The 22,808-nt window shown below is 27.6% G+C and carries 23 protein-coding genes; 5 read left to right on the top strand and 18 right to left on the bottom strand.

Annotated features, from left to right (window positions below; all coding sequences use genetic code 11):
- Nucleotides 1-5 precede the first annotated feature (5 nt).
- Together HCG76_RS07905 and HCG76_RS07900 are read right to left on the bottom strand one after the other, a co-directional pair.
- The gene (locus tag HCG76_RS07905; RefSeq protein WP_221699792.1) at nt 6-1,046 is read right to left on the bottom strand and encodes a nucleoid-associated protein; all 1,041 of its coding nucleotides are present in this window, start codon (nt 1,044-1,046) and stop codon (nt 6-8) included.
- 55 nt (nt 1,047-1,101) lie between these two features.
- Nucleotides 1,102-1,992: a LysR family transcriptional regulator gene (locus tag HCG76_RS07900; RefSeq protein ID WP_221699790.1), complete on the bottom strand. Its 891-nt coding sequence runs from the start codon at nt 1,990-1,992 to the stop codon at nt 1,102-1,104.
- Between the two features lie 236 nt (nt 1,993-2,228).
- On the opposite strand from HCG76_RS07900, the gene HCG76_RS07895 reads away from it, so the two are divergent.
- On the top strand, nt 2,229-3,458 hold the full coding sequence (locus HCG76_RS07895; RefSeq protein ID WP_221699788.1) for an MFS transporter: 1,230 nt from the start codon (nt 2,229-2,231) through the stop codon (nt 3,456-3,458).
- 42 nt (nt 3,459-3,500) lie between these two features.
- Here HCG76_RS07895 and HCG76_RS07890 read toward each other — a convergent pair whose 3' ends face one another.
- The 6 genes from HCG76_RS07890 to HCG76_RS07865 all read right to left on the bottom strand — a co-directional run bounded on the left by HCG76_RS07890 (nt 3,501) and on the right by HCG76_RS07865 (nt 8,564).
- Nucleotides 3,501-4,688, bottom strand: coding sequence for a redoxin family protein (locus HCG76_RS07890; protein WP_221699786.1), 1,188 nt, complete (start codon nt 4,686-4,688; stop codon nt 3,501-3,503).
- 205 nt (nt 4,689-4,893) lie between these two features.
- Nucleotides 4,894-5,226 carry a winged helix-turn-helix transcriptional regulator gene (locus HCG76_RS07885; RefSeq protein ID WP_195988950.1) on the bottom strand — a complete coding sequence of 111 codons (333 nt, stop codon included), beginning with the start codon at nt 5,224-5,226 and terminating at the stop codon, nt 4,894-4,896.
- Between the two features lie 23 nt (nt 5,227-5,249).
- Nucleotides 5,250-5,717, bottom strand: a complete 468-nt coding sequence (locus tag HCG76_RS07880) for a hypothetical protein (RefSeq protein ID WP_221699784.1) — start codon at nt 5,715-5,717, stop codon at nt 5,250-5,252.
- A gap of 18 nt (nt 5,718-5,735) precedes the next feature.
- Nucleotides 5,736-7,112, bottom strand: a complete 1,377-nt coding sequence (locus HCG76_RS07875; protein WP_221699782.1) for an FAD-dependent oxidoreductase — start codon at nt 7,110-7,112, stop codon at nt 5,736-5,738.
- A 75-nt stretch (nt 7,113-7,187) separates the two neighbouring features.
- Nucleotides 7,188-7,502, bottom strand: a complete 315-nt coding sequence (trxA, locus tag HCG76_RS07870; protein ID WP_221699780.1) for a thioredoxin — start codon at nt 7,500-7,502, stop codon at nt 7,188-7,190.
- 264 nt (nt 7,503-7,766) lie between these two features.
- Nucleotides 7,767-8,564, bottom strand: a complete 798-nt coding sequence (locus tag HCG76_RS07865; protein WP_221699778.1) for a MerR family transcriptional regulator — start codon at nt 8,562-8,564, stop codon at nt 7,767-7,769.
- Between the two features lie 85 nt (nt 8,565-8,649).
- On the opposite strand from HCG76_RS07865, the gene HCG76_RS07860 reads away from it, so the two are divergent.
- The gene (locus HCG76_RS07860; RefSeq protein ID WP_260458072.1) at nt 8,650-10,032 is read left to right on the top strand and encodes an MATE family efflux transporter; all 1,383 of its coding nucleotides are present in this window, start codon (nt 8,650-8,652) and stop codon (nt 10,030-10,032) included.
- Nucleotides 10,033-10,100: 68 nt separating this feature from the next.
- Here the strand turns inward: HCG76_RS07860 and HCG76_RS07855 are convergent, their stop codons facing one another.
- The 5 genes from HCG76_RS07855 to HCG76_RS07835 are packed head-to-tail and all read right to left on the bottom strand — an operon-like array spanning nt 10,101 to nt 15,086.
- Nucleotides 10,101-11,357, bottom strand: a complete 1,257-nt coding sequence (locus HCG76_RS07855) for an MFS transporter (RefSeq protein WP_221699776.1) — start codon at nt 11,355-11,357, stop codon at nt 10,101-10,103.
- A complete protein-coding gene (locus HCG76_RS07850) occupies nt 11,347-12,147 on the bottom strand; it encodes an ABC transporter ATP-binding protein (protein ID WP_221699766.1) in 801 nt (266 codons plus the stop codon). The genes HCG76_RS07855 and HCG76_RS07850 overlap by 11 nt, the downstream gene beginning before the upstream one ends.
- 2 nt (nt 12,148-12,149) lie before the next feature.
- A complete protein-coding gene (locus HCG76_RS07845; RefSeq protein WP_221699764.1) occupies nt 12,150-13,157 on the bottom strand; it encodes a FecCD family ABC transporter permease in 1,008 nt (335 codons plus the stop codon).
- Nucleotides 13,157-14,149 (bottom strand): FecCD family ABC transporter permease, encoded by a 993-nt coding sequence (locus tag HCG76_RS07840; protein WP_221699763.1) that lies wholly within the window; start codon nt 14,147-14,149, stop codon nt 13,157-13,159. The genes HCG76_RS07845 and HCG76_RS07840 overlap by 1 nt, the downstream gene beginning before the upstream one ends.
- Nucleotides 14,136-15,086, bottom strand: coding sequence for an ABC transporter substrate-binding protein (locus HCG76_RS07835; protein WP_221699761.1), 951 nt, complete (start codon nt 15,084-15,086; stop codon nt 14,136-14,138). The genes HCG76_RS07840 and HCG76_RS07835 overlap by 14 nt, the downstream gene beginning before the upstream one ends.
- 248 nt (nt 15,087-15,334) lie before the next feature.
- Here HCG76_RS07835 and HCG76_RS07830 point away from each other — a divergent pair, with 248 nt between their 5' ends.
- On the top strand, nt 15,335-16,339 hold the full coding sequence (locus HCG76_RS07830) for a helix-turn-helix domain-containing protein (RefSeq protein WP_221699759.1): 1,005 nt from the start codon (nt 15,335-15,337) through the stop codon (nt 16,337-16,339).
- Between the two features lie 74 nt (nt 16,340-16,413).
- Here the strand turns inward: HCG76_RS07830 and HCG76_RS07825 are convergent, their stop codons facing one another.
- From HCG76_RS07825 to HCG76_RS07805, 5 genes are all read right to left on the bottom strand, one after another.
- The gene (locus HCG76_RS07825; protein ID WP_221699757.1) at nt 16,414-17,664 is read right to left on the bottom strand and encodes a sensor histidine kinase; all 1,251 of its coding nucleotides are present in this window, start codon (nt 17,662-17,664) and stop codon (nt 16,414-16,416) included.
- On the bottom strand, nt 17,657-18,337 hold the full coding sequence (locus HCG76_RS07820) for a response regulator transcription factor (protein ID WP_221699755.1): 681 nt from the start codon (nt 18,335-18,337) through the stop codon (nt 17,657-17,659). The genes HCG76_RS07825 and HCG76_RS07820 overlap by 8 nt, the downstream gene beginning before the upstream one ends.
- Nucleotides 18,330-18,890 carry a ubiquitin gene (locus HCG76_RS07815; RefSeq protein ID WP_221699753.1) on the bottom strand — a complete coding sequence of 187 codons (561 nt, stop codon included), beginning with the start codon at nt 18,888-18,890 and terminating at the stop codon, nt 18,330-18,332. Before HCG76_RS07815 ends, HCG76_RS07820 begins: the two co-directional genes overlap by 8 nt.
- Nucleotides 18,891-19,012: 122 nt before the next feature.
- Nucleotides 19,013-19,549 carry a DUF4342 domain-containing protein gene (locus tag HCG76_RS07810; RefSeq protein WP_221699752.1) on the bottom strand — a complete coding sequence of 179 codons (537 nt, stop codon included), beginning with the start codon at nt 19,547-19,549 and terminating at the stop codon, nt 19,013-19,015.
- Nucleotides 19,550-19,676: 127 nt separating this feature from the next.
- The gene (locus HCG76_RS07805; RefSeq protein WP_221699749.1) at nt 19,677-20,861 is read right to left on the bottom strand and encodes a M20 metallopeptidase family protein; all 1,185 of its coding nucleotides are present in this window, start codon (nt 20,859-20,861) and stop codon (nt 19,677-19,679) included.
- A gap of 679 nt (nt 20,862-21,540) precedes the next feature.
- On the opposite strand from HCG76_RS07805, the gene HCG76_RS19515 reads away from it, so the two are divergent.
- Nucleotides 21,541-21,756: a hypothetical protein gene (locus tag HCG76_RS19515; protein WP_365941434.1), complete on the top strand. Its 216-nt coding sequence runs from the start codon at nt 21,541-21,543 to the stop codon at nt 21,754-21,756.
- 66 nt (nt 21,757-21,822) lie between these two features.
- The coding region (locus HCG76_RS07800) for a TrkH family potassium uptake protein (RefSeq protein ID WP_396020911.1) at nt 21,823-22,808 on the top strand (986 nt) is incomplete at its 3' end.

Raw genomic sequence — 22,808 nt, 5'->3', positions numbered from 1 at the left:
AGCTTTTATTTTTCAATATAATTAATTACATGTTTAATTATCATGTTGATACTTCCATCTCCATTACGCTGAATTTCAAATTTAGAATTATCATGATAAGCTTCTTCATTTATATATAAATCAATATCTTTATCAATTTTAAGTCTTACTCTCTTAAGTTTCTTTTCTACCCATGCTTTATCTACAGAAACCCCATTCTCTAATCCATTTCCCTTCATGAATATTTCAAAATCCTGTTTCTTTGTTGGTTGATCTTTAAATAACTCATTAGAAACTTCTTCTATATTAATAAACTCTTCATCCTTAAGCTTACTTTTTATTTTTGTTCTTATTTTTTCAGCCTCATCTGCATTTTCAGTAATATTACTTCTAGTCCAAGTTTCTGTAGCCTTTAAAAATGTCTTTGTCATGTCCCTCTTATTAGTAACAATACTACATCCTAAGAAACTATTCATAAAATAATTAGCTCCATACTCATCATCTTCAGCTGATTTTTTTTGCTTATCAATTACATACAAATCAAATACTTGCTCTTCTCTAATTGGTTTTATAAATGCCGCCTTTTGAATTCTTTGACTACTACCTGGTAACCCTGCAGCTTGCGGTACTATCCCTATTCCTATTTTATCATTTACAAATTCAACAGAATGAGTAAAATTCTTAACATAATCCATCTTAAGTATTCCTATCATGGGACCTACATCTGTAATTAATGAAACTATTATTAAATCACAAGATGGAATATTAACATTTCCCTTCATAATAGAAAAAAGCTGTCTAGATAATTCCTTAGATAATCCTAAAAAGTCACTATCAACTCCATTTAAATAGTCTTGAACTATTTCCTTTACAATATTTCTCTCTGAATTAAAAGCTGCTGTCTTTAACTCTTCATCCTTTAAACATTTTTCAATATGCTTATGTAAAAACTTATAAATATCTTCATTTAACTCTAATGTATACTCATTTAAAATTGGCTCAGATGAATTACTATCTAAAATATGTATCACAGCTTCTTGAATATTTATGTCATTAATGTATTCCAAAATATCACCTCTATATATTATCTAATATTTTTCTCAAAACATTATAGCATTTATTTTAAAATTTATCTTTACTATACTCTAAGCTATATTTCTTAAATAAATTAACCGAAGGAGTAAGATATCTATTTTTTAAAGTTGCTAAATAAATAAACCTTTCATGCTTAGGGTTTGTTATTGGTAATACTTTAACATTATAATACTTTAAAGATGATATCCTTGGAAGAACTGCTATTCCATAATTTATTTCAACTAATCCTGCTACTGCATTATCCTCTTCTACTTCACATATAGTATTAGGTACAATATCTACCTTTTTAAATAACTCTTCTATGATTGATCTTATACCACTCTTTTCACTAAATCCTATAAAAGGATAGCTACCTATTTCTTTTAAATCTATAGATTCCTTTTTAGCTAATGGATGATCATTACATACAATAACAACAAGCTCCTCATTTGCTATTGGAATAAAATCTATATCTGGTTCATTTTCTACCTTTGAACAAAATACCATATCGAACTTTTCTTCCTTTAAGCCTTCAATAAGAGACTTTGTAGTACCTTGCCCAAATATGAATTTTATATTTTCATTATTATCTAGAGATGTAAACTCCTTAATAAGATGAGGAATGAACTTTGGTCCTAGTGTGTATATATAACCTAATTCTATAGTTCCTGTAGAAACATTAGTCAACTCTCTAAGCTTTTTTTCTCCCTTTTCTAATTCACTTAATGCTCTATCTACATATTCATAATATATTTTTCCATATTTAGTTAACTTAATATTCCTTCCTTGCTTTTCAAAAAGATAAGTTCCTAAATCCTTTTCTAATGTCGCCATAGCATGGCTTAAGCTTGGTTGTGTTATAGATAATTCTTCTGCTGCTTGAGTATAATGTTCTAATCTTGCTAAAACCCTAAAATAACTTAAATGATTTAAATTCATTTTTATCTTCCTTTCCTAACATCCCATTTTTATACTGTATATTAACTTTGTTATAATTTAAACTTATTTTTCTTTTTAAATCTAAAATATTATAACATATATATAGATATTTTCTATAAATAAACACAAAAATATGTATTAGAATAATTGAAAATAATATATTAAAATTTATTTTGTAATCTTACAAAAAACTTTATACATAAATTAGTTAAATTTTTATCAAAAGGAGTATTAAAATGCAAAATACGCTTACTAAAAATAAGTATATGCCTACGGCATTAGCTATGTATATTAACTACTTTATACATGGTATGGGTGCTATCATCTTAGCACAAAACATCGATTTCTTAATGGAACAATTCAATACTAACAAAGCTGGTGTATCATATGTTATTTCAGCTCTTGGATTAGGTAGATTAATTGTATTATTTGTATCAGGTATATTATCAGACAAATATGGTAGAAAGCCATTTATTCTTTTAGGCATGGGAACTTATGCAATATTTATGGGTGGTATATTAGTAAGTACTAACGTTACTATGGCCTTCTTCTTTGCATTATTAGCTGGTATGGCTAACTCATTTATGGATGCTGGTACTTATCCTGCATTAACTGAATGTTTCCCTAAAGCATCAGGAAGTGCAAACGTTGCTATTAAAGCCTTTATATCTGCTGGACAATTTATATTACCTTGGATGATAAGCTTCTTAATAGCTAACGACCTTTACTTCGGATGGACATTCATATTCTGTATTGCTGTTTTCGTAATAAACGGAATATTCATAATGAAGCTTTCTTTCCCAGCTTTCAAAGCTGTTGAAAACACTAAGGAAGTTGCTACTGAACAAAAAACTGAAGCAACTGAAAAAGCTAACTTCTGGATTGAAGGTATTTGCTTAATCTTAATCGGATTTACTGCTACTGCTACATTCCAAATAATCGCAAACTGGTTACCATCATTTGCAAGAGAAGTTGCTGGTGTTGAACAAACAGTTTCGCTTAAACTAATAAGTATCTACAGTACTGGTTCTATTGTATCTGTATTTGTTACTTCAATATTAGTTGCTAAATGGATTAAGCAAGTTAGATTTACATTTGTTTATCCATTAATATCTTTAATAATGTTAGTAGTACTTTGGATGTTCCCAAGCACTATTACTTGTATAGTTGCTGCATTCGTAATTGGATTCTCAGCTGCTGGTGGAGTTTTACAATTAGCATTAACTTCAATGTCAGAATTATTCCCATCAAGTAAGGGTAAAATTACTGGTATAGTATTTACAGCTTCAAGTATAGCTTCTACTGTAGTACCAAGTATAACTGGTATATTAGCAGATATAAACTTAAGTCATGTAATACTATTTGATATCGGAGTTACAGCTTTAGGTGTTGTACTAGCACTTATCGTTAATATAAGATATAACGTAGTAAAAAAAGATGAATTAAAAGCTAACAAAGTAGCTTAAAAAAAAAGAGTTTGTACCAATAGTGTACAAACTCTTTTTTATCTATCTTTCTGCTTCAATTAAACTCTTCATAGTTTCCTTATCCATAGCCCCTGGTATATACTTACTTACAAACCCTTCTTTATCTATTATAAGAGTAGATGGAAAAGCACTAATTCCATATTCAATAATCATAGGGCCGCCCTCATCAAATACTACCGGAAACTTATAGTAATTTTCAGATAAGAATTTCTTAACATCATCTTCTGACCCTTCTCTTCCTAAATTAGGTGATGCTACTCCAAGAATTACTACATCATCTTGATTTTTATTATATTCTTCATACAATTCATCTATATAAGGCATTTCCTCTCTACATGGCGGACACCATGTTGCCCAGAAATTTAAGAATATTGTTTTTCCCTTATATTCACTAAGAGTATGCTCTTTACCATATTGATCATATAAAGTAAAATCTATTGGTAAAATCTTGCCATTATCTTCTTTATTATTTTCATTTACATTCTCACTATTTTCTGTTTGATTTTCATTCTTAATACTTACTTGCTTATTTACATTAATAGCACCATTAGCAAGCATAACTATTCCTGCTATAATTATGAAAATACCACTTATCTTTTTTATTTCATTCATATATTTTTTTACTGAATCAAATTTTTTAAATAACTTTCCATAAAATATTGATGCTATTATAAACGGTAATATAAATCCTAAAGTGTAAATTGCAATTAATAAATTAGAAGCAAATAAATTATCTGATGTTGATGCCATAACTAGTACTGATGCTAAGATAGGACCAATACAAGGTGTCCAACCAAAACTAAATGTAAATCCTAACACAAAAGCAGACACCGGAGACATAGTTTTATAATTAACATTTAATCTTTTTTCTCTATTTAATAAATCTAATTTTATTATTCCTAAATAAAATAGTCCCATAAATATAATAATAATTCCACCAATTATCATTATAATATTCTTATTAGCATTCAAAAATGTACTTAGAGCACTTATTGATGAACCTAATATAAAAAATGTAGTTGATATTCCTAGTGCAAAAAATATGGTATTCTTTATTAAAGTTCCACTTCTAAATTTTGAATCCCTTAATTCATCTACACTACTATTTGATAACATACTTAAGTATATCGGCAGTATCGGCAATATACATGGAGAGAAAATCGATAATATCCCCTCAATAAACACTATGAAAAAATTAATATTTCCCACTAACTGTTTCCTCCTATTATTCTTTTTTTCTTTATATTAATATAAAGACTTTATATTCACAATTAGTCACTTTTTAGTAACTATATTTTTTAAAAGGTAGTATGGAATAATAGTAAAATTAGAACTCTTATTTCATACTACCTTAATTTATCTTATTGTTAGCTATCACAATACTAACAATATATACTCCCCTAGATAATATTTTCTAACCTTCACAAGAAAGATTACTATTACCCCAATTAATCATTCTTTCCATAATTGGTAGTAATAATATTCCAGAGTCACTTAAATAATAATTTGATTCAACCGTATTGTTTATAGTCTTTTTTTCATTTATTACAATATTATTTTCTATTAATAAATCTAATTGTTGGGTTAGCATCTTTTTACTACATCCATCTAAAATTCTTTGTAGCTCTCCAAACCTAATTCTTTTATCCTGGATATTCCATATTATTTCTGCAACCCACTTCTTTCCTAAGATATTAGATAATGCTTCAACTGGACAGTTATATACCTCTTCTTTTACCTTATACATTTTACAACACCTCTCTTTATTGTTTAGATACCACATCCTAAACTTGATAAAATTTCATTAAATAACTTACTTTCATCTATCTCTTTAATATTATTAACTACTCTTATCGAACCTACTAAATTAACATCCATAATTATACCATAATCTATATTCTCTTCTAATTTTACTTTACCATAAAACTTTCCATTCTCATATTGCAACGGAAACTGACTGCCATCTTCAGGATTTATTATATAAACATCTTTATCAGAATTTATGCCTTCTAAATTAATCAAAAATTCATCTTTCTTATTTATAACTGTTACAAAACTATTTAAATATTTTCCGTCTAATTTTTTATTAATTGTATCTTTATCACTTAATTCAAATGAATATCCCAATACATTTTTTTCAACATTAACACTTTTGTTTTTTAAATTAATTATACTACCAGATATTACTCCTACTATAAATACTGATATAATAAATAATATTACTTTTTTATTTTTCACTAATTTTTCTCCTTGTACTTAAATTAATGCAAACAAATCATTTAATGCTTCACTCATAGTTGGATGAGTAAATATATTGTCACGAATAAATGTATAATCTAAATTTGCTCTCATTGCAATGCTTATTATATTTATCAATTCACTAGACTCAGGAGATAATAATGTACATCCTAATATTTTATTTGTCTTTGCATCTACTATAGCCTTCATAATCCCTTCAATTTCTCCAATTACCCTTGCTCTTGGAATTGCAGCTACTTGTAATTTTGCTACTTTTATATCATATCCTTGTGCTCTTTCCTCTTCTTCACTTAATCCAACCCTAGATAAATTTGGTTCAATAAATACAGAATAAGGTATAACTTGTCTATCATCAGTTGTTCTCTTACCTTCACCAAGTAAATTATCCTTAATAATTCTAAAATCATCTAAAGATATATATGTGAATTGAGGTCCACCATTAACATCTCCAATAGCCCATATATTATCAACGCTTGTCTTTAACTTATTATCAACAGCTATTGCCCCTCTTTCAGTAACCTTTACTCCTGCTAAATCTAAATTTAATCCTTCTATATTAGGTTTTCTTCCAGTTGCAATTAATACTGCGTCACCATTAATATTTTCATCCTTATTATATAATTTATTAAAGTATGAAACAGTGACTTCATCACTATTTTCATTAAATGATGTAACATTAGAGTTTAATATAAATGAAATACCTTTATTTTCTAGTATTTCTCTAATATTATCTGAAATATCTTTGTCTTCTCTTCCTGCTATTCTATCTGATGTTTCTATTACAGTAACCTTTGATCCAAAACTTGCATATATTGATGCAAACTCTAATCCAATATAACCTCCACCAACAATTACTAAATGCTTAGGTAATTCCTTTAAATCTAATATTTGAGTACTTGTATATATTCTCTTACTATCATTTATTCCTGGAATATTAGGTATTACAGTAGTTGCTCCAGTATTTATAAATATTTTTTCACCTTCTATAATTAATTTTCTATCTTCAGTATATATTTCAACCTCTGTATTAGATATAAAAGATGCTGTTCCTGTGTATATAGTTATATTTTCATTGTTATCTAACATGTTATAATTTTTTCCTCTTAACATTTTAACTAGCTCTTCTTTTTCTTCTATTGCCCTTCTATATTCTTCAGCTTTTTCTTCAAAAGAATTTAACTTCTTATATAAAGCTACTTTTGACTTATGAACTAACCTTTTAGTTGGAATACATCCAATATTAATACAAGTTCCACCATACATCATTTCTGACTTTTCAATTAAAGCTACTTTTTTTCCTTGTTTTCCTAAAAACCCAGCTAGAGTTTTTCCACCTTTTCCAAATCCAATTATTATAGCATCATACTTATTCATATTTTTTGTCCTCCTCATTATAAAAAATCCCCAGGAGAAAATTAATAATTCTTTATCTCCTGGGAGTAGGCTAACCTAAATTGATTTATTTATCATTTCTACTAAAGCACCCTTAGGTAAGAACCCCACATTTGTAGTAATTTCTTCTCCATTTTTAAATACTTTTATTGTTGGTATATTTTTAACTTTATACTCACTTGCTACATTAGGGTTTTCATCTATATCAACCTTAACTATTTTTACATTCTTCATTTCTTCTTGAACATCTTCTAATACAGGAGCTAACATTTTACAAGGTCCACACCAAGTTGCAAAGAAATCTACAACAACCATTCCCTCTTCCTTTAAAACTTCCATGTTAAATTCTTTTTCATTTATATGTTTTATCATATTAATTCCTCCAAAATATTCATATTTTATTAACTTAATCTTATTATTTTTGTAATCTATTAACTGACTTCATTGTATCAACCTATTTATCTTCTAACAATTAGGCACTTTTAAGTTACTACTGCAACAATTTATTCTTATAAAATAAAAATGGAGCTATATCAAACTATGATAATTGAACAATAAAAAACTTTGTCCAATTATAATTTTAATAAAACTCCATTAAATAATTAACTAATATAATTTCTTCTACTAGATGCACTGCTACTTAATTTCTACTGAAATTTCAGTTACATAATCTTCTTCATATCCTTGTCTATATAAAGAAACTTCAGACTCATATGAGTTTTTACCAATAACTAAATTATTTTCATTAGCATACTTTTCTATAATATTATAAATCTCTACTGGTTTATATTCACCTTTATGTATATACTTTATATATTTTCCCTTAGCTTTTATATGAAGCCTTTCACATTCTACTTTTGAATAAACCTTACTAGCAATATAATATTTAAAATCTCTTTCTTCTTCAGCAAGTATTGCCATATATGATAATTGATACTCTATACTAAACCTATTTTCTTCACAGTATCTTAAATGATTATTAATACTTTTCATCCACTCACTATTTGATTCAACATCCTTTAATGCAGTTATAACAAAATATTCATCATCTTCTTCACTAATATAACAACTATTAAAATTTACATAATCTTTTATTAAATCATATTTATTAATACTTTGTTTAATAACCTGTTCTCTTTTTTCTATATTCCGTTTTTCTATTAATATTTGTTCTAATTGCTCTTCTAATAATACCCTTAAGTCAGCTTCTTCATTATTAATATATTTATTTATTTGATTCAAAGAACAACCTGTATTTTTTAAAGTATTTATTAAATAATAATCATATAATTGACTTTGCGAATAATATTGATACCCATTCTGCTCTTTTACCTCTGGCTTTAAAAGTCCTATATTTTTATAATGTCTAAGAGTCTCTTTTGTTGTTTCACATAACTCTGCAAACTTACCTGTTGTAAATAATGATTTTTTCATTCTTCCTCCTTGACTATGTTGTAACAACATAGTTTATATTTTCTATTGTATTCTTAAATAATTAAATAGACAAGGAGATGATTTTATGAATTGTTCTATGGAAAAATCACAAGAAACATCTATAGATAATTATACTGATAATGCATTAGATAAAAAAATTACAGCAAAATCACTATTTTTATTTTCTCTTCCATCAATTATTGGAATGGTATTTATGAATTTATATACTATGGTAGATGGAATGTTTGTTTCAAGATTTGTTGGAACTGATGCTTTATCTGCAATAAATATAGTCTTCCCAATAATCATGACTGTTATTGCTATATCTACAATGCTTTCTACAGGTGGTAATGCTATAATCTCTAAAAAAATGGGAGAAAGAAAAGAAAATGAAGCAAGAAAGGATTTTTCAACTATAGTTTTTATTTCTATAGCTTTAAGTGTTATTATTTCTATATTGAGTTTTATATTTATAAATCCACTTTTAAAGTTTTTAGGAGCAAATGACTCTATTTATAATTATTGCTTTAACTATGCAGTAATAAGTTTAATATTTTTGCCTGCAACTATGTTTTCTGTAGTATTCCAAACATTTTTTATTACTATTGGAAAGGCTAATTTAGGTCTTACTTTTACTATTATAGGTGGGATAAGTAATGTAATTTTAGATTATGTTTTTATAAAGGTCCTTAACTTTGGTATTTCCGGAGCTGCTATTGCTACAGGTATAGGATATTCTATCCCTGGACTTTTAGGTTTAGCATATTTTATATTCAATCGTAAGAATTCATTATATATTGTAAAAACTAAGATTTTTAACTTAAAACTTTTATCTGAAACTTGTATTAATGGTTCTTCTGAAATGGTATCTTCTCTCTCTGCTAGCATAGTAACTTTATTATTTAATAACATTTTAATGAAGTTAATAGGTGTAGATGGCGTTGCTGCAGTTACTGTAATACTTTATATTCAAGGATTATTAGTAGCTGTCTTTATGGGATATTCTATGGGATGCTCTCCATTAATAAGCTTTAATTATGGCAAAAAAGATAATGATCGCCTTCATAAAATTTATAAGCTTAGCATAATTGGAATTCTTGTAGTATCTATTCTTGTATTTATGTTTGGATTATTAAAATCTGATTTATTAGTTTCAATATTCACAAGCAATGGAACTAATGTATATAAATTATCTAATATAGGTTTAAAACTTTTTTCTATTTCATTTTTATTTATGGGATTAAATCTTTTTACATCTGCATTATTTACAGCTCTTTCTAATGGTAAGATATCAGCAATTATATCTTTCCTAAGAACCTTAGTATTTATAGTAATATCTGTTTTAGTATTACCATTACTAATTGGAATAAATGGAGTTTGGTTATCCGTACCTGTTTCTGAACTTTTATCACTTATAGTATCTATATTTTATCTAAAAAAATATAAATCTAAATATAAATATGCTTAATAAAATTTATTAAAATAAAAACTACTTTCACTTGAAATAAAATCAATTGAAAGTAGTTTTGTTTTATATTAATTAACTTTTACATTACGTACATTCCATTTAATAAATAACATAAGCCCAATATTACATATAGCAGATACAATAAGTATTATACTTATTGGTACTCCCCTATCTATAACTTGTCCAAATAGTATTTGTCCTGGTGCAACACTTATAGTTGCTACTGCTGTTGAAAATGCTGATACTCTCCCTAACATATTACCTGGAATTTGTTTTTGTATAAATGTTAAAGTTAATACATTAGATAAAGCTAATGATAACATTATTGCAAGTCCACCAAAAGCAAAAATTCCTGCTAAAGCATAAGCATTTAACCTTATAAAACCTAATATAGACATAAGAATAACTCCAAATATCATTGGAAAATATGTATAATGTACTTTTTTAATAGAGAACATATTAGGTTTTACACTTATCCAGAACCCTCCTAATATCATTCCTAAAACACATATTGCTTCTACTATTCCAAAAACTTGTGATGGAAGTCCTAAGAATACATTTATAAAGTATGGTGCAACTATTGATAATATTGGTACTAAGAAAATATTACATAATGCATAAGAAGCTATAATTCCTAATATAACCTTCTTTTCTTTCTTTAAGTAAATAAAGCTTTCTTTCATATCTACACATGATTTTTTTACAAAATTCATAGATATTACTTTTTCATTTTTATCACTACTTGATTCTTCTTTTTTAACTATGTCTGGAATATCTAAAAACATTTCCATAATAGCTGATATTAAGAAGCTTATAGCATTTATTATTACTATAATTTTAATACCTAATATTCCATAAAGTAATCCTGCAAGTATTGGCCCTGCAAAGTTTACAATTGATCCAACTTGATTTATTATTCCATTTGCAGAAGTTAATTTTTCTTCTTCTACTATTTGTGGAATAGATGAAGTAACTGCTGGTCCATATAAGGTTGCACATATTGATAATACAAACATTACAGTTCCAACTATAATTTCATGATCATGACCTCTTAATAATATAAATGCATAACCTCCAATTAATAATGAACAGATTAAATCTAAATAAACCATTATCTTTTTTCTGTTTATATTATCAGAAAGCCTACCTGAAATTGGTGCAAATATAATATAAGGTATAGTTGATATTGCTAATATAGTAGAAAAAACAGCTGTACTCCCTGTAAATTCTAATAGATATAATGACATACTAAATCTTTGAATGGCATTACCAAACAGCGAAATAATCTGCCCTATAACTATTATTATAAAATTTTTATTTTTCATTAGTCCCCCTGAATAAGTCATATTCCATACATATTGGATACTTACCATCTTCACTTATTGTAAGATTAGCATCAATTCCATATATTGTTTTTAAATTTTCTTTATTAATAACATCCAATGGCTTACCTTGGCATATAATCTTACCTTTTTTAAGTCCAATTATGTTATGAGCGAATCTACAAGCATTATTAAGTTCATGAAGAACTATAACTACTGTAATATTCTTTTCTTTATTAAGCTTTTCAAGCACCTCTAAAACTTCTAATTGATAAGACATATCTAAGTATGTAGTAGGTTCATCAAGCATTATTATTTCTGTTTCTTGAGCTAAAGTCATTGCAATCCATGCTCTTTGTCTTTGTCCACCTGATAAATTTTCAACTTCTCTATCTGCAAATTCACTAAGTCCTGTTTCTTCTATTGCCCAATCAATAAGCTCCTTATCATGAGTAGTAAGTCCACCTATCATTTTTTGATGAGGAAATCTTCCAAAAGCAACAAGTTCTCTTACTGTAAGTCCATCTGGACATACAGGTCCTTGAGGAAGAAATGCAACTTCTTTAGCTATATTCTTTTCTTTAACTTTCTTTATGTTCTTTCCATTTATAAAGATATCACCATTCTTTGGCTTATTAATTCTTGCTACTGTCTTAAGTAAGGTTGATTTACCACATCCATTAGCTCCAATTATTATACTTATTTTTCCCTTTGGTATTGATAAGCTCATATCCTCAATTATAGTATTATTTTCATATGCAACACTTAAGTTCTTTACACTAATAGCTTCCATAATTACTTCTCCTTCATCATTAAATAAATAAAGTATGGTACACCAAATATTGATACTGTTATTCCAACTGGTATTTCAATTGGTGAGAATAGATTTCTTGAAACTGCATCTGCAAGAATAACTATAATAACACTTATCATTGCTGATACTATAATAAATTTTTTATGATAAGGTCCAACTAACTTTCTTGCAATATGAGGAGCTATAAGTCCTAAAAACCCTATATTTCCTGCAAAAGCTGTTGCTGTTCCTGCTAAAATTACTGCAAAGCTCAAAAACCTTTTTCTTTCTCTTTCTAAGTTTAAACCTAATGATATAGCAAGCTCATCTGAAAGATTTAATACATCTAACTTTTTATGATTTAATAAAACTATCATAAACATTACTGCTACTATTGGAATAATCACTTTTGCATAACTCCATCCTGATCCCCAAAGGCTTCCTGATGTCCAAACTAACACTCTATTGTAGTCTCCAACACCACCTCTAAAAGTAAAGAAAGTTATAAATGCATTTAATCCAGCATTTAATCCAATACCAATTAATAAAAGTCTCTTAGGTTTTATTCCTTTTCTACTAGACATCATATAAATTATAAAAGCAGTAATACTTGCCCCTACTATAGCCATAAATGGTAAAACAAATATTGAAAGCTGTCCTAACTCACTATAATATGCTCCTGTTGAATATGTAATAAACATTATTGCTGCTACTGCTGCTCCAGCATTTATTCCTATTATCCCAGTATCAGCTAAATCATTTTTAGTAACTGTTTGAAGAATTGCCCCTGCTGTTGATAATGCAATTGCTACAAATACTCCTACTAACATTCTTGGAAGTCTTATTGTTAATATTGCTGTATTTTGAAGCTTTGTTCCATTACCTAAAAGAGTGTTTATAACTTCTAAAGGTGAAATTTTATATGTACCCCAACATAAAGTAACTAAAAAAGAGATAACTAATAAAACTGTTAATACAGCTATAACTATATTAAATTTTTTCTTATTCATTATCCTCTCTCCTTTCTAGCTACTGATATAAAGAATGGTATTCCTATTAATGCTGTAAATACACCAATTGGTGTTTCATAAGGATTAAATATCATTCTTGCTGCAACATCTGCAAAAGTTAAAAGAACTGCTCCAAGTAAAAATGCACATGGAATATTTCTTCTATAATCTTCACCTAATAATTTTCTAACTATTTGTGGTACTATAAGGCCAACAAATGCTATATTTTTTCCTACTGCAACTGCTGCTGCACACATTGGTATCATAACCATAAGAGTAATAAATCTTATTTTTTCTGGATTTTCTCCAAGTCCAATTGCTACATCATCACCTAAGTTTAATATATTTATCTTTGGTGATAATAATATTGCAATAATAAGACCAATAACTCCTACAATAAATATTAATTTAAAATCTGCCCAACTTGCATTTCTAAAGCCACCTGATACCCAAAAACCTATCATTTGCGATTGGTTTGATAAAAGTCCAATTACGGTAGTTAAAGAAATAAAGAATGTACTCATAGCTGTTCCTGCTAAAAGTATCTTTGCAATTGAGTTATTATTTGCTTTTTTTGATATAAAACCTAAAACTATAATTCCAGTTATTACTGCACCTATAAAAGATGCTATCATTACATTTTGAGTTGTTATTCCTATTCCAGCTGCATAAAAAATAGCTATTACTAAAGTTGCCCCTTGGCTTATACCTAATATTGATGGTTCTGCTATTGGGTTTCTAGTAACACCTTGAATCATTGCTCCTGTTACTCCTAAAACTCCTCCAGTAAATAACACACAAAGTGTTCTTGGAATACGTACATCTCTAACTAGCATAAGTTCTAAAGTTTCATTGTAATTGAAGATACTATTCCAAATATCTGAAAAAGTAATATGGACTGACCCTAACCTTACAGCTAAAGTCAATCCTCCTACTAAGAGTAACAAACTACAAATTACAAATATTATTGTACGTTTATTACTTTGTTTCATTTAACATGTCACCTATTTCATTTACTAATACTTCTCTACCTATTGAGCTATATCCTTGGTTAAAGTATGGTGATGATGGTAATACTACTACTTTACCTTCTTTAACTGCAGGTAAGCTGTTCCAAATTGCATTTGATTCTAATTGTGCTAAATCTTCATCTGTTGCAATTAAGAATATATAATCTGTTTGAATTGCTGCTAATCCTTCATAAGTTACAACTGGTAAACTAATATCAGTTTGTTCTGGCATTCCTGCTGGTTTAGCTAATCCCATATCGTTATATAATACATCACCAAATCCTGCACCATCGAATATAAAGAATTGTCCACCACTTGCTAAGAATGAAAGATAAGTTGTATCTTCACCATATTCAGCTTTAATCTTGTCTCCTTCTTCTTTAGCTTCTGTTTCATATTTAGTTAACCATTCATTTGCAACATCTTCTTTATTAAATACTTTTGCTAAAGCTCTAACATCATCTTTCCAGTTTAAAGCTTCTAATTGAATCATTACAGTTGGAGCAATTTCACTTAATGCATCATACATTTTTTCTTGAACTGTTGATATAACTATTAAATCTGGTTTTAAGTTCATAACAGCTTCTACATCCATAGTATCTTGCATGCTATATCCTAATATCTCTGCTCCACTTAATGTTTCTTCTAAGTATGAAGGGAACTTAGTGTAATCATAAGCATCACTATTTGCAGTTCCTATAACCTTATATCCTAAAATTGATAAAATATCACTATTACCACTTAAATCTACTATTCTTTGAGGATCTGCAGGTATTTCAACTTCTCCTCTTACATCTGTAACTGTTACAGTTTTTCCTATAGCTTTATCTTCATTTGTTGCACTATTGCTTGCACATCCTACAAACATCATAGCTGTCATGCAAGTTGCAACTAATGTCTTTAATATTTTCTTCTTCATTTTATACCTCCATATATCTTATAACTAACTTCGATTTTTCTCTCATTTGACTCGAATTAATTGTATATGAGAGTCATTCTCATTTCAACCATTGCACCTAATTTAATAATTTTATCATCTATTTAAATTGTTTTTTTATTAGTGTAAAATGTATAATTTAGATAGTAAATAATAAATCTTATTTATATAATCTATTAAAAATATTATTTCCTAAATTTAAACAAATAATTTATTACGGAGAGGTATTCATGATTTCTAAAACAACAAAAGATTTTCAAAATAGAGTTTTAAAAGAAATGACTTTTACTCCTTACGAAACAGAAAACTATACAATTTACAAAAATGAAAATAAACCTGAACTTGGATATTTTATTAAATATAGTAGAGAGGGGTATTATGACTTTGGAATTGGTGATTATACTATACCTAGTGATTTTTCTATTTCCTTTGATCATAAAGAACACTTAATGAGATTTGGAACTGTTTATACGGGAGAAACTGAATTTAAAATTGAAAATAATCCCATATCTTCTTTTAGTCCTTCTTCTTTTTTCGTTGCTGAACAAGCTATAAAAGGTAAACAAACATGGAAAAAAGGTCAGCATTTTCATGGTGCTGAAATAACTATTTATAAAAAGTACTTTAATGAAATAATTGAACCAAATTTTCCCAACACCTTAGATTTTGATAACTTTATTAGTAATTATACATATAGATATCTTCCCCTTGAAATATCTACTATCATTCAAAGATTAAGAAGTATGTCTGAAGTTAATGAACTTACCCCTATATATTTAGAAAGCAAAATTTTAGAATCTATCGCTTTACTTTCTAAGGAATTAAACTCTTCACCAGAAAATGTTTTTACTAATCAATTAGATTATGGAAAGATCCAAATAGGTAAAGATAGATTTATCACATTAACCGCTTCTGATGCTAATGCAATACAAAAAGCGCATGATATATTAACTGAGGAATTTTGTAATCCTCCTACTATTAAGAGTTTAAGTAAGATGGTATTTTTAAATGAGCAAAAGCTAAAAGCAGGATTTTCTGCTAAATATCATATGTCTATTAGTGAATATACTAATTCTATAAGAATGACAATGGCTGAAAATTTGCTTTCTACTACTGAGTTAAGTGTTGAAGAAATAGCTAAAAAACTTGGTTATAATTACAGTGGAAACTTTGTTAAAAGCTTTAAAAAGGTACATGGAAAAACTCCTCTTAATTTTAGAAAGATGAAAATATAACTAAAAATACCCTATCAGCTAGATAAGAAAAAAATATCTAACTGATAGGGGTATTTTTTATACTGATAATTAAGCTATTTTGTTAAATGTACTGTTATTCTAGTTCCTATTTCTTTTCTACTTAAAACACTAAAATATCCATTATGATTATCAATAATCCATTTAGCTATAGATAATCCTAGACCAGTCCCTCCATCTTTTCTAACTCTTGCTGTGTCAGCTCTAAAGAATCTTTCAAATATATGAGGTATATCATCTTCATCCATTCCAATCCCATTGTCTTGAATAGAAAAATAAGCTTCACCCTTACTACTTTTACCAACCTTAAGAGTTATTTCTTCTCCTTCTTCTGTATACTTTGCTGCATTTTCAACTAAAATCCTAGCAGTTTGTTTAATAAGTCCAATATCACCATATACATTAATATCTTCTTCAAAGTAAACATAATTATATATATGTTTATCATCTATCATTTTAGATTCTTCAGCAACTTCCTTAATCAGTTTATTAATAGAAAACTTAGTTAAAGTAAGCTGAGTTTTTCCATTAATACCTCTAGCTAAAAACAATAACTGTTCTACTAAATTCTTCATACTTTCAGATTCTGATTTTATTGCAGCTATGGATTCTTCCAATACACTTTCATCATCTTTTCCCCATCTATCAAGCATATTGGCATATCCTTGTATTACCGAAATTGGAGTTCTAAGCTCATGAGAGGCATCTGATACAAATCTTGCTTGCTGCCTATATGAATCCCTCATTCTATCTAATAATTTATTTATTGCCTCTTCTAACCCTTGAAACTCACTATCCTCAATCTTTATTCTTTCATCAGAAGTTACAGGACTTATTTTAGATATAGCATTCTCTAAGTTATGGAACTTTTCTTCATCAAAGTCCAAATTACTAAGTCTGCTTGTTGTTTCTGCTATTTCATTAAGAGGTCTTAAAGTTCTTCTAACCTTTGATGTCCCAAAAATTATTTCTTCTAATAAAAATATTCCTTCTGCAATTCCTAATATTATAATTATTTTTCTTATATTATATAGAAACTCACTAGCTTCCTTAACCATAGTCTTTCCACTATCCCAAATTACTGTATATGTTGCTGTTTCTATAGGATAAAAATTTATTTTTCTTTGAGCACTTTCTACTACTGATCCATAAAAACTCTTTTCTGAATCAATGCACCATAAAATTAGTAATATAGCCAGTAATATGGTATCAATTATAAGAAACTTAAAGAATAAATCTCTCACCTGTATAGCATTAAGCTTTATTGCAATAGATGTAACTTTTTTATTCTTCTTATTCTTACTCATCCTTTATTACGTATCCAACTCCACGAACTGTTGTTATTATTTTTGTTTTAAATGCATCATCAATTTTAGTTCTTAAAAATCTTACATAAACATCTATTACATTTGTTTCACCAATATAATCATAACCACAGACTTTTTCTATAAGTACATCTCTAGTTAATACTATATTTTTATTTTCCATTAATATTTGAAGCAAGTTAAATTCTCTATTAGTTAATTCAATTTCAGTATTATCATACATTACCTTATGCTTCATTTTATCTAAACTTAATGATCCACAGCTTATTACATCTTCATTTTTCTTTTCTGTAACTATTCTCTTTTTAAGAGCTGTTCTTATTCTTGCAAGTAATTCTTCTATTGCAAATGGCTTAGTTATATAATCATCTGCCCCTGCATCAAGACCTGATACCTTATCCATAACTGCATCTCTTGCAGTAAGCATTATTATAGGAATATTTGAAACTCTCCTAAGCCTTCTTAATACTTCAAGTCCATTAATCTCCGGAAGCATTACATCAAGAAGAACTAAATCTACCTTACCTTGCTCTGCTATTTCAAGGCCTATCCTTCCATTAGTTGCTTTTATTACTTCATAACCTTCATGCTTAAGTTCTAGCTCCACAAATCTAGCTAGCTTTTCTTCATCTTCAACAATTAAAATTTTAATCATGTTTAGCCCCCTTTTTTACTTTTTCTTTTATCTCATAAACTATTTCTTCAATTCTGCTTATTACTTTATTAGCTTTATCTGTATTTATATTTTTAGAATACACTTTAAATTTGATTTCAAAAAACAATCCAATAATTATTAAAGGAATCAGAATCCAAAATGCAAAAAATAATAATACTATCACTACTGTAAGAGGTAATTTAAAAAGCAATTCATTATCTCTTTTTACCTCAATTAAAATATTATTACATGTGTCTATAGCATTACATATCACTTCAAAAACTCCATAAAAATCATTTTTCTTCTTATATTGATTTTCGCTATTATCCTTGTTATAATCTTCTTTACCTTCTTCTTCATTCTTACTATATTCGTACTGCTGATTATTGCTATAAAATACACTTACAGCAGGCTTTTTTATCATTCCTATATCTTCTAAATAAAGCATAGCCTCTAATATATCCCAATTACTATTTTCTAAAGCCATCTTAGCTTCTTCATAACTTATATTAGTCTTATCTTTTAATTTATCTACAAGCTCCAGCTTTTCCATTCTATTCTCCCAAATTTAATTAATAAATTCTCTTTATAAGTATTCTACTAAATTATAACATCTAAACTATTATTTTCACAAAAAATAAAGGAATAAGTTTTACCCTATTCCTCATTAATCTATTATTCTTCATAACCTTTTTTGAAATCTTTTTTAATAGTATCTGCTGATTTTGAGACTTCTTCAAAAATATTATTTACGCTTTCATAATTTACTTTTTTCCCTGATAATGAATATTTATATCCACAGAATAATCCAATAACTAATAATATTAATACTGGTGGCATAAAGAATATTAATAATAGTATTGATATTGTTAAAGATATTCTTATTGGCTTTTCATTATCTTTTCTAATTTCAAAGAAATTTTCATTTCCTTTTCTAAATATTTTACCTATAAATTTAAATATTCTTCCAACAACTTCCCCTATACCACCAAAATTTTCTTCATGCTTTTTACTGTCATTTTTACTTTCTTCTTTTTCTTCTTTAATTTCAATTATAGTAGTTGTTTCATTGTTCTCTACTTTTCCTCTTCTCTCTAAGTAAACAATAGCATCTAACAAATCAAAATTACAGTTCTCTAAAGCTTGTTCTGCTTCCTCTCTAGTTACATTAGCCTTTCCCATTAATACTTCGATCATTTCATTTCTTTCCATTTATATTACCTCCATGATTTTTAATTCTTAATTACTTTTGTCGTTCACCATGGTTATATAATACTTTTGGAAAATTAATCTAAAATATAAGAAAGATTAAAATTAGATTAAAAAATAATAAATTATTTTATTTATTATTTTTTAACCACATAATTGCAGAATATGTATGCATAGCTGCTCCAGTAACTAATATATCTTCATTAAATACCACCTTTTCATTGTGCATTGCTTCTCCATACAATGGATTTTCTTGTTTTGTACCAGCACCTAGCATAAGATAAACACTTGGAACCTTATATGAATATGAAGCAAAATCCTCAGATCCCATTCCCCCACCTTCAAATAATACTACTGATTTTTCACCTAATAAATCCTTTAAATAAGAAGTAACCTCCTTAGATAACTCCGTATCATTAGTCAATGGTGGAACTGATGATAACTCTATTAACTCTGCTTCTCCTCTAAACATCTTAGCAGTGGAAATAACAATATCATTAACTCTATTAAATATAAACTCCCCAATTTCCTTATTTAAACTTCTTATTGTACCTTCCATAACAACTTCACCTGGTATTATATTAGCTGCTTCTCCAGCAACAAATTTACCTATAGTTAACACGGCTGATTGTGTAGCTGATATTTCTCTAGCAATTATTTCTTGTAAAGATATATATATATGAGCTGCTATGTTTATTGGATCTACACCCAATTCAGGCATAGCCCCGTGACATCCATTTCCTCTTACTACTATTCTAAATCTATTACATCCTGCAATGCTAGTTCCTAATCCACATAAAACAACATTAGATGGCGTTCCTGAATGAACATGCATTGCCATAGCTGCATCAACCTTTGGATTTTCTAAAACTCCTGATTGTATCATTTTTTTTGCCCCTGTAAATCCTTCTTCATCTGGCTGAAATACTAATTTTACAGTTCCCTCTATTTTATCTTGATTTTGTTTTAATAGCTTAGCTGCCCCTAAAAGCATTGAAGTATGCATATCATGACCACATGAATGCATACTTCCATTATTTGATTTAAAATCACATTCAGTTACCTCTTTCATTGGTAATGCATCCATATCTGCTCTTAATAAAAATACTTTTCCTTCTTTATTTCCCTTAATTGTAGCAACTATACCACTTTCACATATTTCTTGAGGCTCATATCCGAACTCCTTTAATTTATCCATAACATATGCTTTTGTTTTAGGTAACTCTGAACCTACCTCTGGGTTACTATGCATAGTCCTTCTATAACTTATTAATTCATCTTTTATTAATTTAGCTTGATTCATAATTTCCTTCATAAAATACACCTCATTTTCATTTTTATCGTACTTTATCTTCTAATTTTAATTTTAGTACTTATAAAAAAATATTATAAATCAATTTATTACTTTTGCAACTTGTTATTTAAAATTCCTATATTATCTGTTTCCTATTAAATACTACTAATACAACCTTAAGCATTGTTAAATAAAGTTAAATTATTGTTATAAAAATTTAACATTGGAGTATTAATAAAGTTATTGAAATTAGATATTTGATTATATATAATTATCCATAAAACCACATGGAAATACTTAGGTGTTGTTCTTAATGATTCCATTATTTTAAATATATTTAAATATAAAATCTAGTAACCTTTAAAATTATTAAGGCATTATTTACATATTTTTAAATTGTAAATTATGTCTTTTTGCATAAAAACTATTAATACCTATTGAATAAAAAAGAAGCAATATTTTTATTATGGAAGAGTTTAATCAAGAGTATTTTGAATATAAAATATCAATTAATATTTTTGAACAAGCTATTGTATATTTATCAATAAAATTATTTCAATTTTTTATAATTATTAATAAAAATCTTAATATAAAAATAATATTCAATAAAAGTTATGAATTTAACAGTAGTTAATTATTTAACTTTATAAAGCATGTTAATAACAAGCTATTATTTTATTCTTGAGGAAGTGACTTTTAAATGAAATTAATTAAGAAAATTAAACCCGGCAGAATCATTGTATTAGGTTTTTTGATAGTAATATTGTTAGGAACTATATTATTAATGCTACCTATATCTATAAATGAAGGTAAAAATGTATCCTTTATAAATGCACTATTCACATCTACAAGTGCTGTTTGCGTAACAGGCTTAATAGCAATAGATACTGCTGATACCTTTACCGTATTTGGATGAGCTATCATAGCTTTACTAATTCAAATAGGAGGACTAGGAGTTACATCTGTTGGCGTTGGATTCATCATGTTAATGAAGAAAAAGGTAGGAATTAAGGAGAAAACTCTTATAAAAGAATCTATGAATTTAGACTCTTTAAAAGGCGTAGTAAAATTAGTTAAATCAATTTTAATTATGACCTTAATCTTTGAGAGTATAGGTGTAATTTTAAGTTATATAGTATTTTCCAAAGATTATGCACCATTAGATGCTTTAGGCATTAGTTTGTTTCACTCTATTGCTGCTTTTAACAATTCAGGATTTGATATATTAGGAGGACTTCAAAACTTAATACCTTATCAAAATAATATACTTTTAAATTTAACTACCTGTGGATTAATTATATTTGGTGGGATAGGATTTTTAGTTATTAAGGAGATTATTGAAATAAGATCTTTAAAAAAATTCACTCTACATACAAAAATAGTTCTTATCATGACAGGGATACTATTAATAGTTGGAACTATATTATTGAAGCTTACTGAAAATATATCATGGCTTGGAGCATTCTTTTTTAGTACATCTGCAAGAACAGCGGGATTTAGTACTTATTCATTAAGTACTTTTACAAATGCAGGATTATTTGTATTAATTATTTTAATGTTTATAGGCGCATCACCTGGATCAACTGGTGGCGGTATAAAAACTACAACTTTATTTACCTTGTATAAAAGTATTTATAGTACATCTACTAACAGGCATTGTGTTGCCTTTAAAAGAAAAATACCACTTGGTGTGATATTAAAATCATTTAATATTACTATTTTAGCATTGTTTGTTATATGTATAGGAACATTTACCTTAAGTATTTTAGAACCAAATTACACATTTATGCAATTATTATTTGAAGTAACTAGCGCTTTTGGTACAGTAGGATTATCAACTGGGATAACTCCTGATCTTTCTGATTTAAGTAAATTTATTATTTCATTAATTATCGGTTTTGACCTTGATAATATTTCTCGGAGTTTGTCTTTATGCTTCCTTACTGATTGTTTAGATATGCTTGAGTA

The organism is Clostridium sp. K13 (genome assembly GCF_019734195.1).
In the GTDB taxonomy this organism is placed as follows: Bacteria; Bacillota; Clostridia; order Clostridiales; family Clostridiaceae; genus Clostridium.
This window is presented reverse-complemented; position numbering and strand designations above follow the sequence as displayed.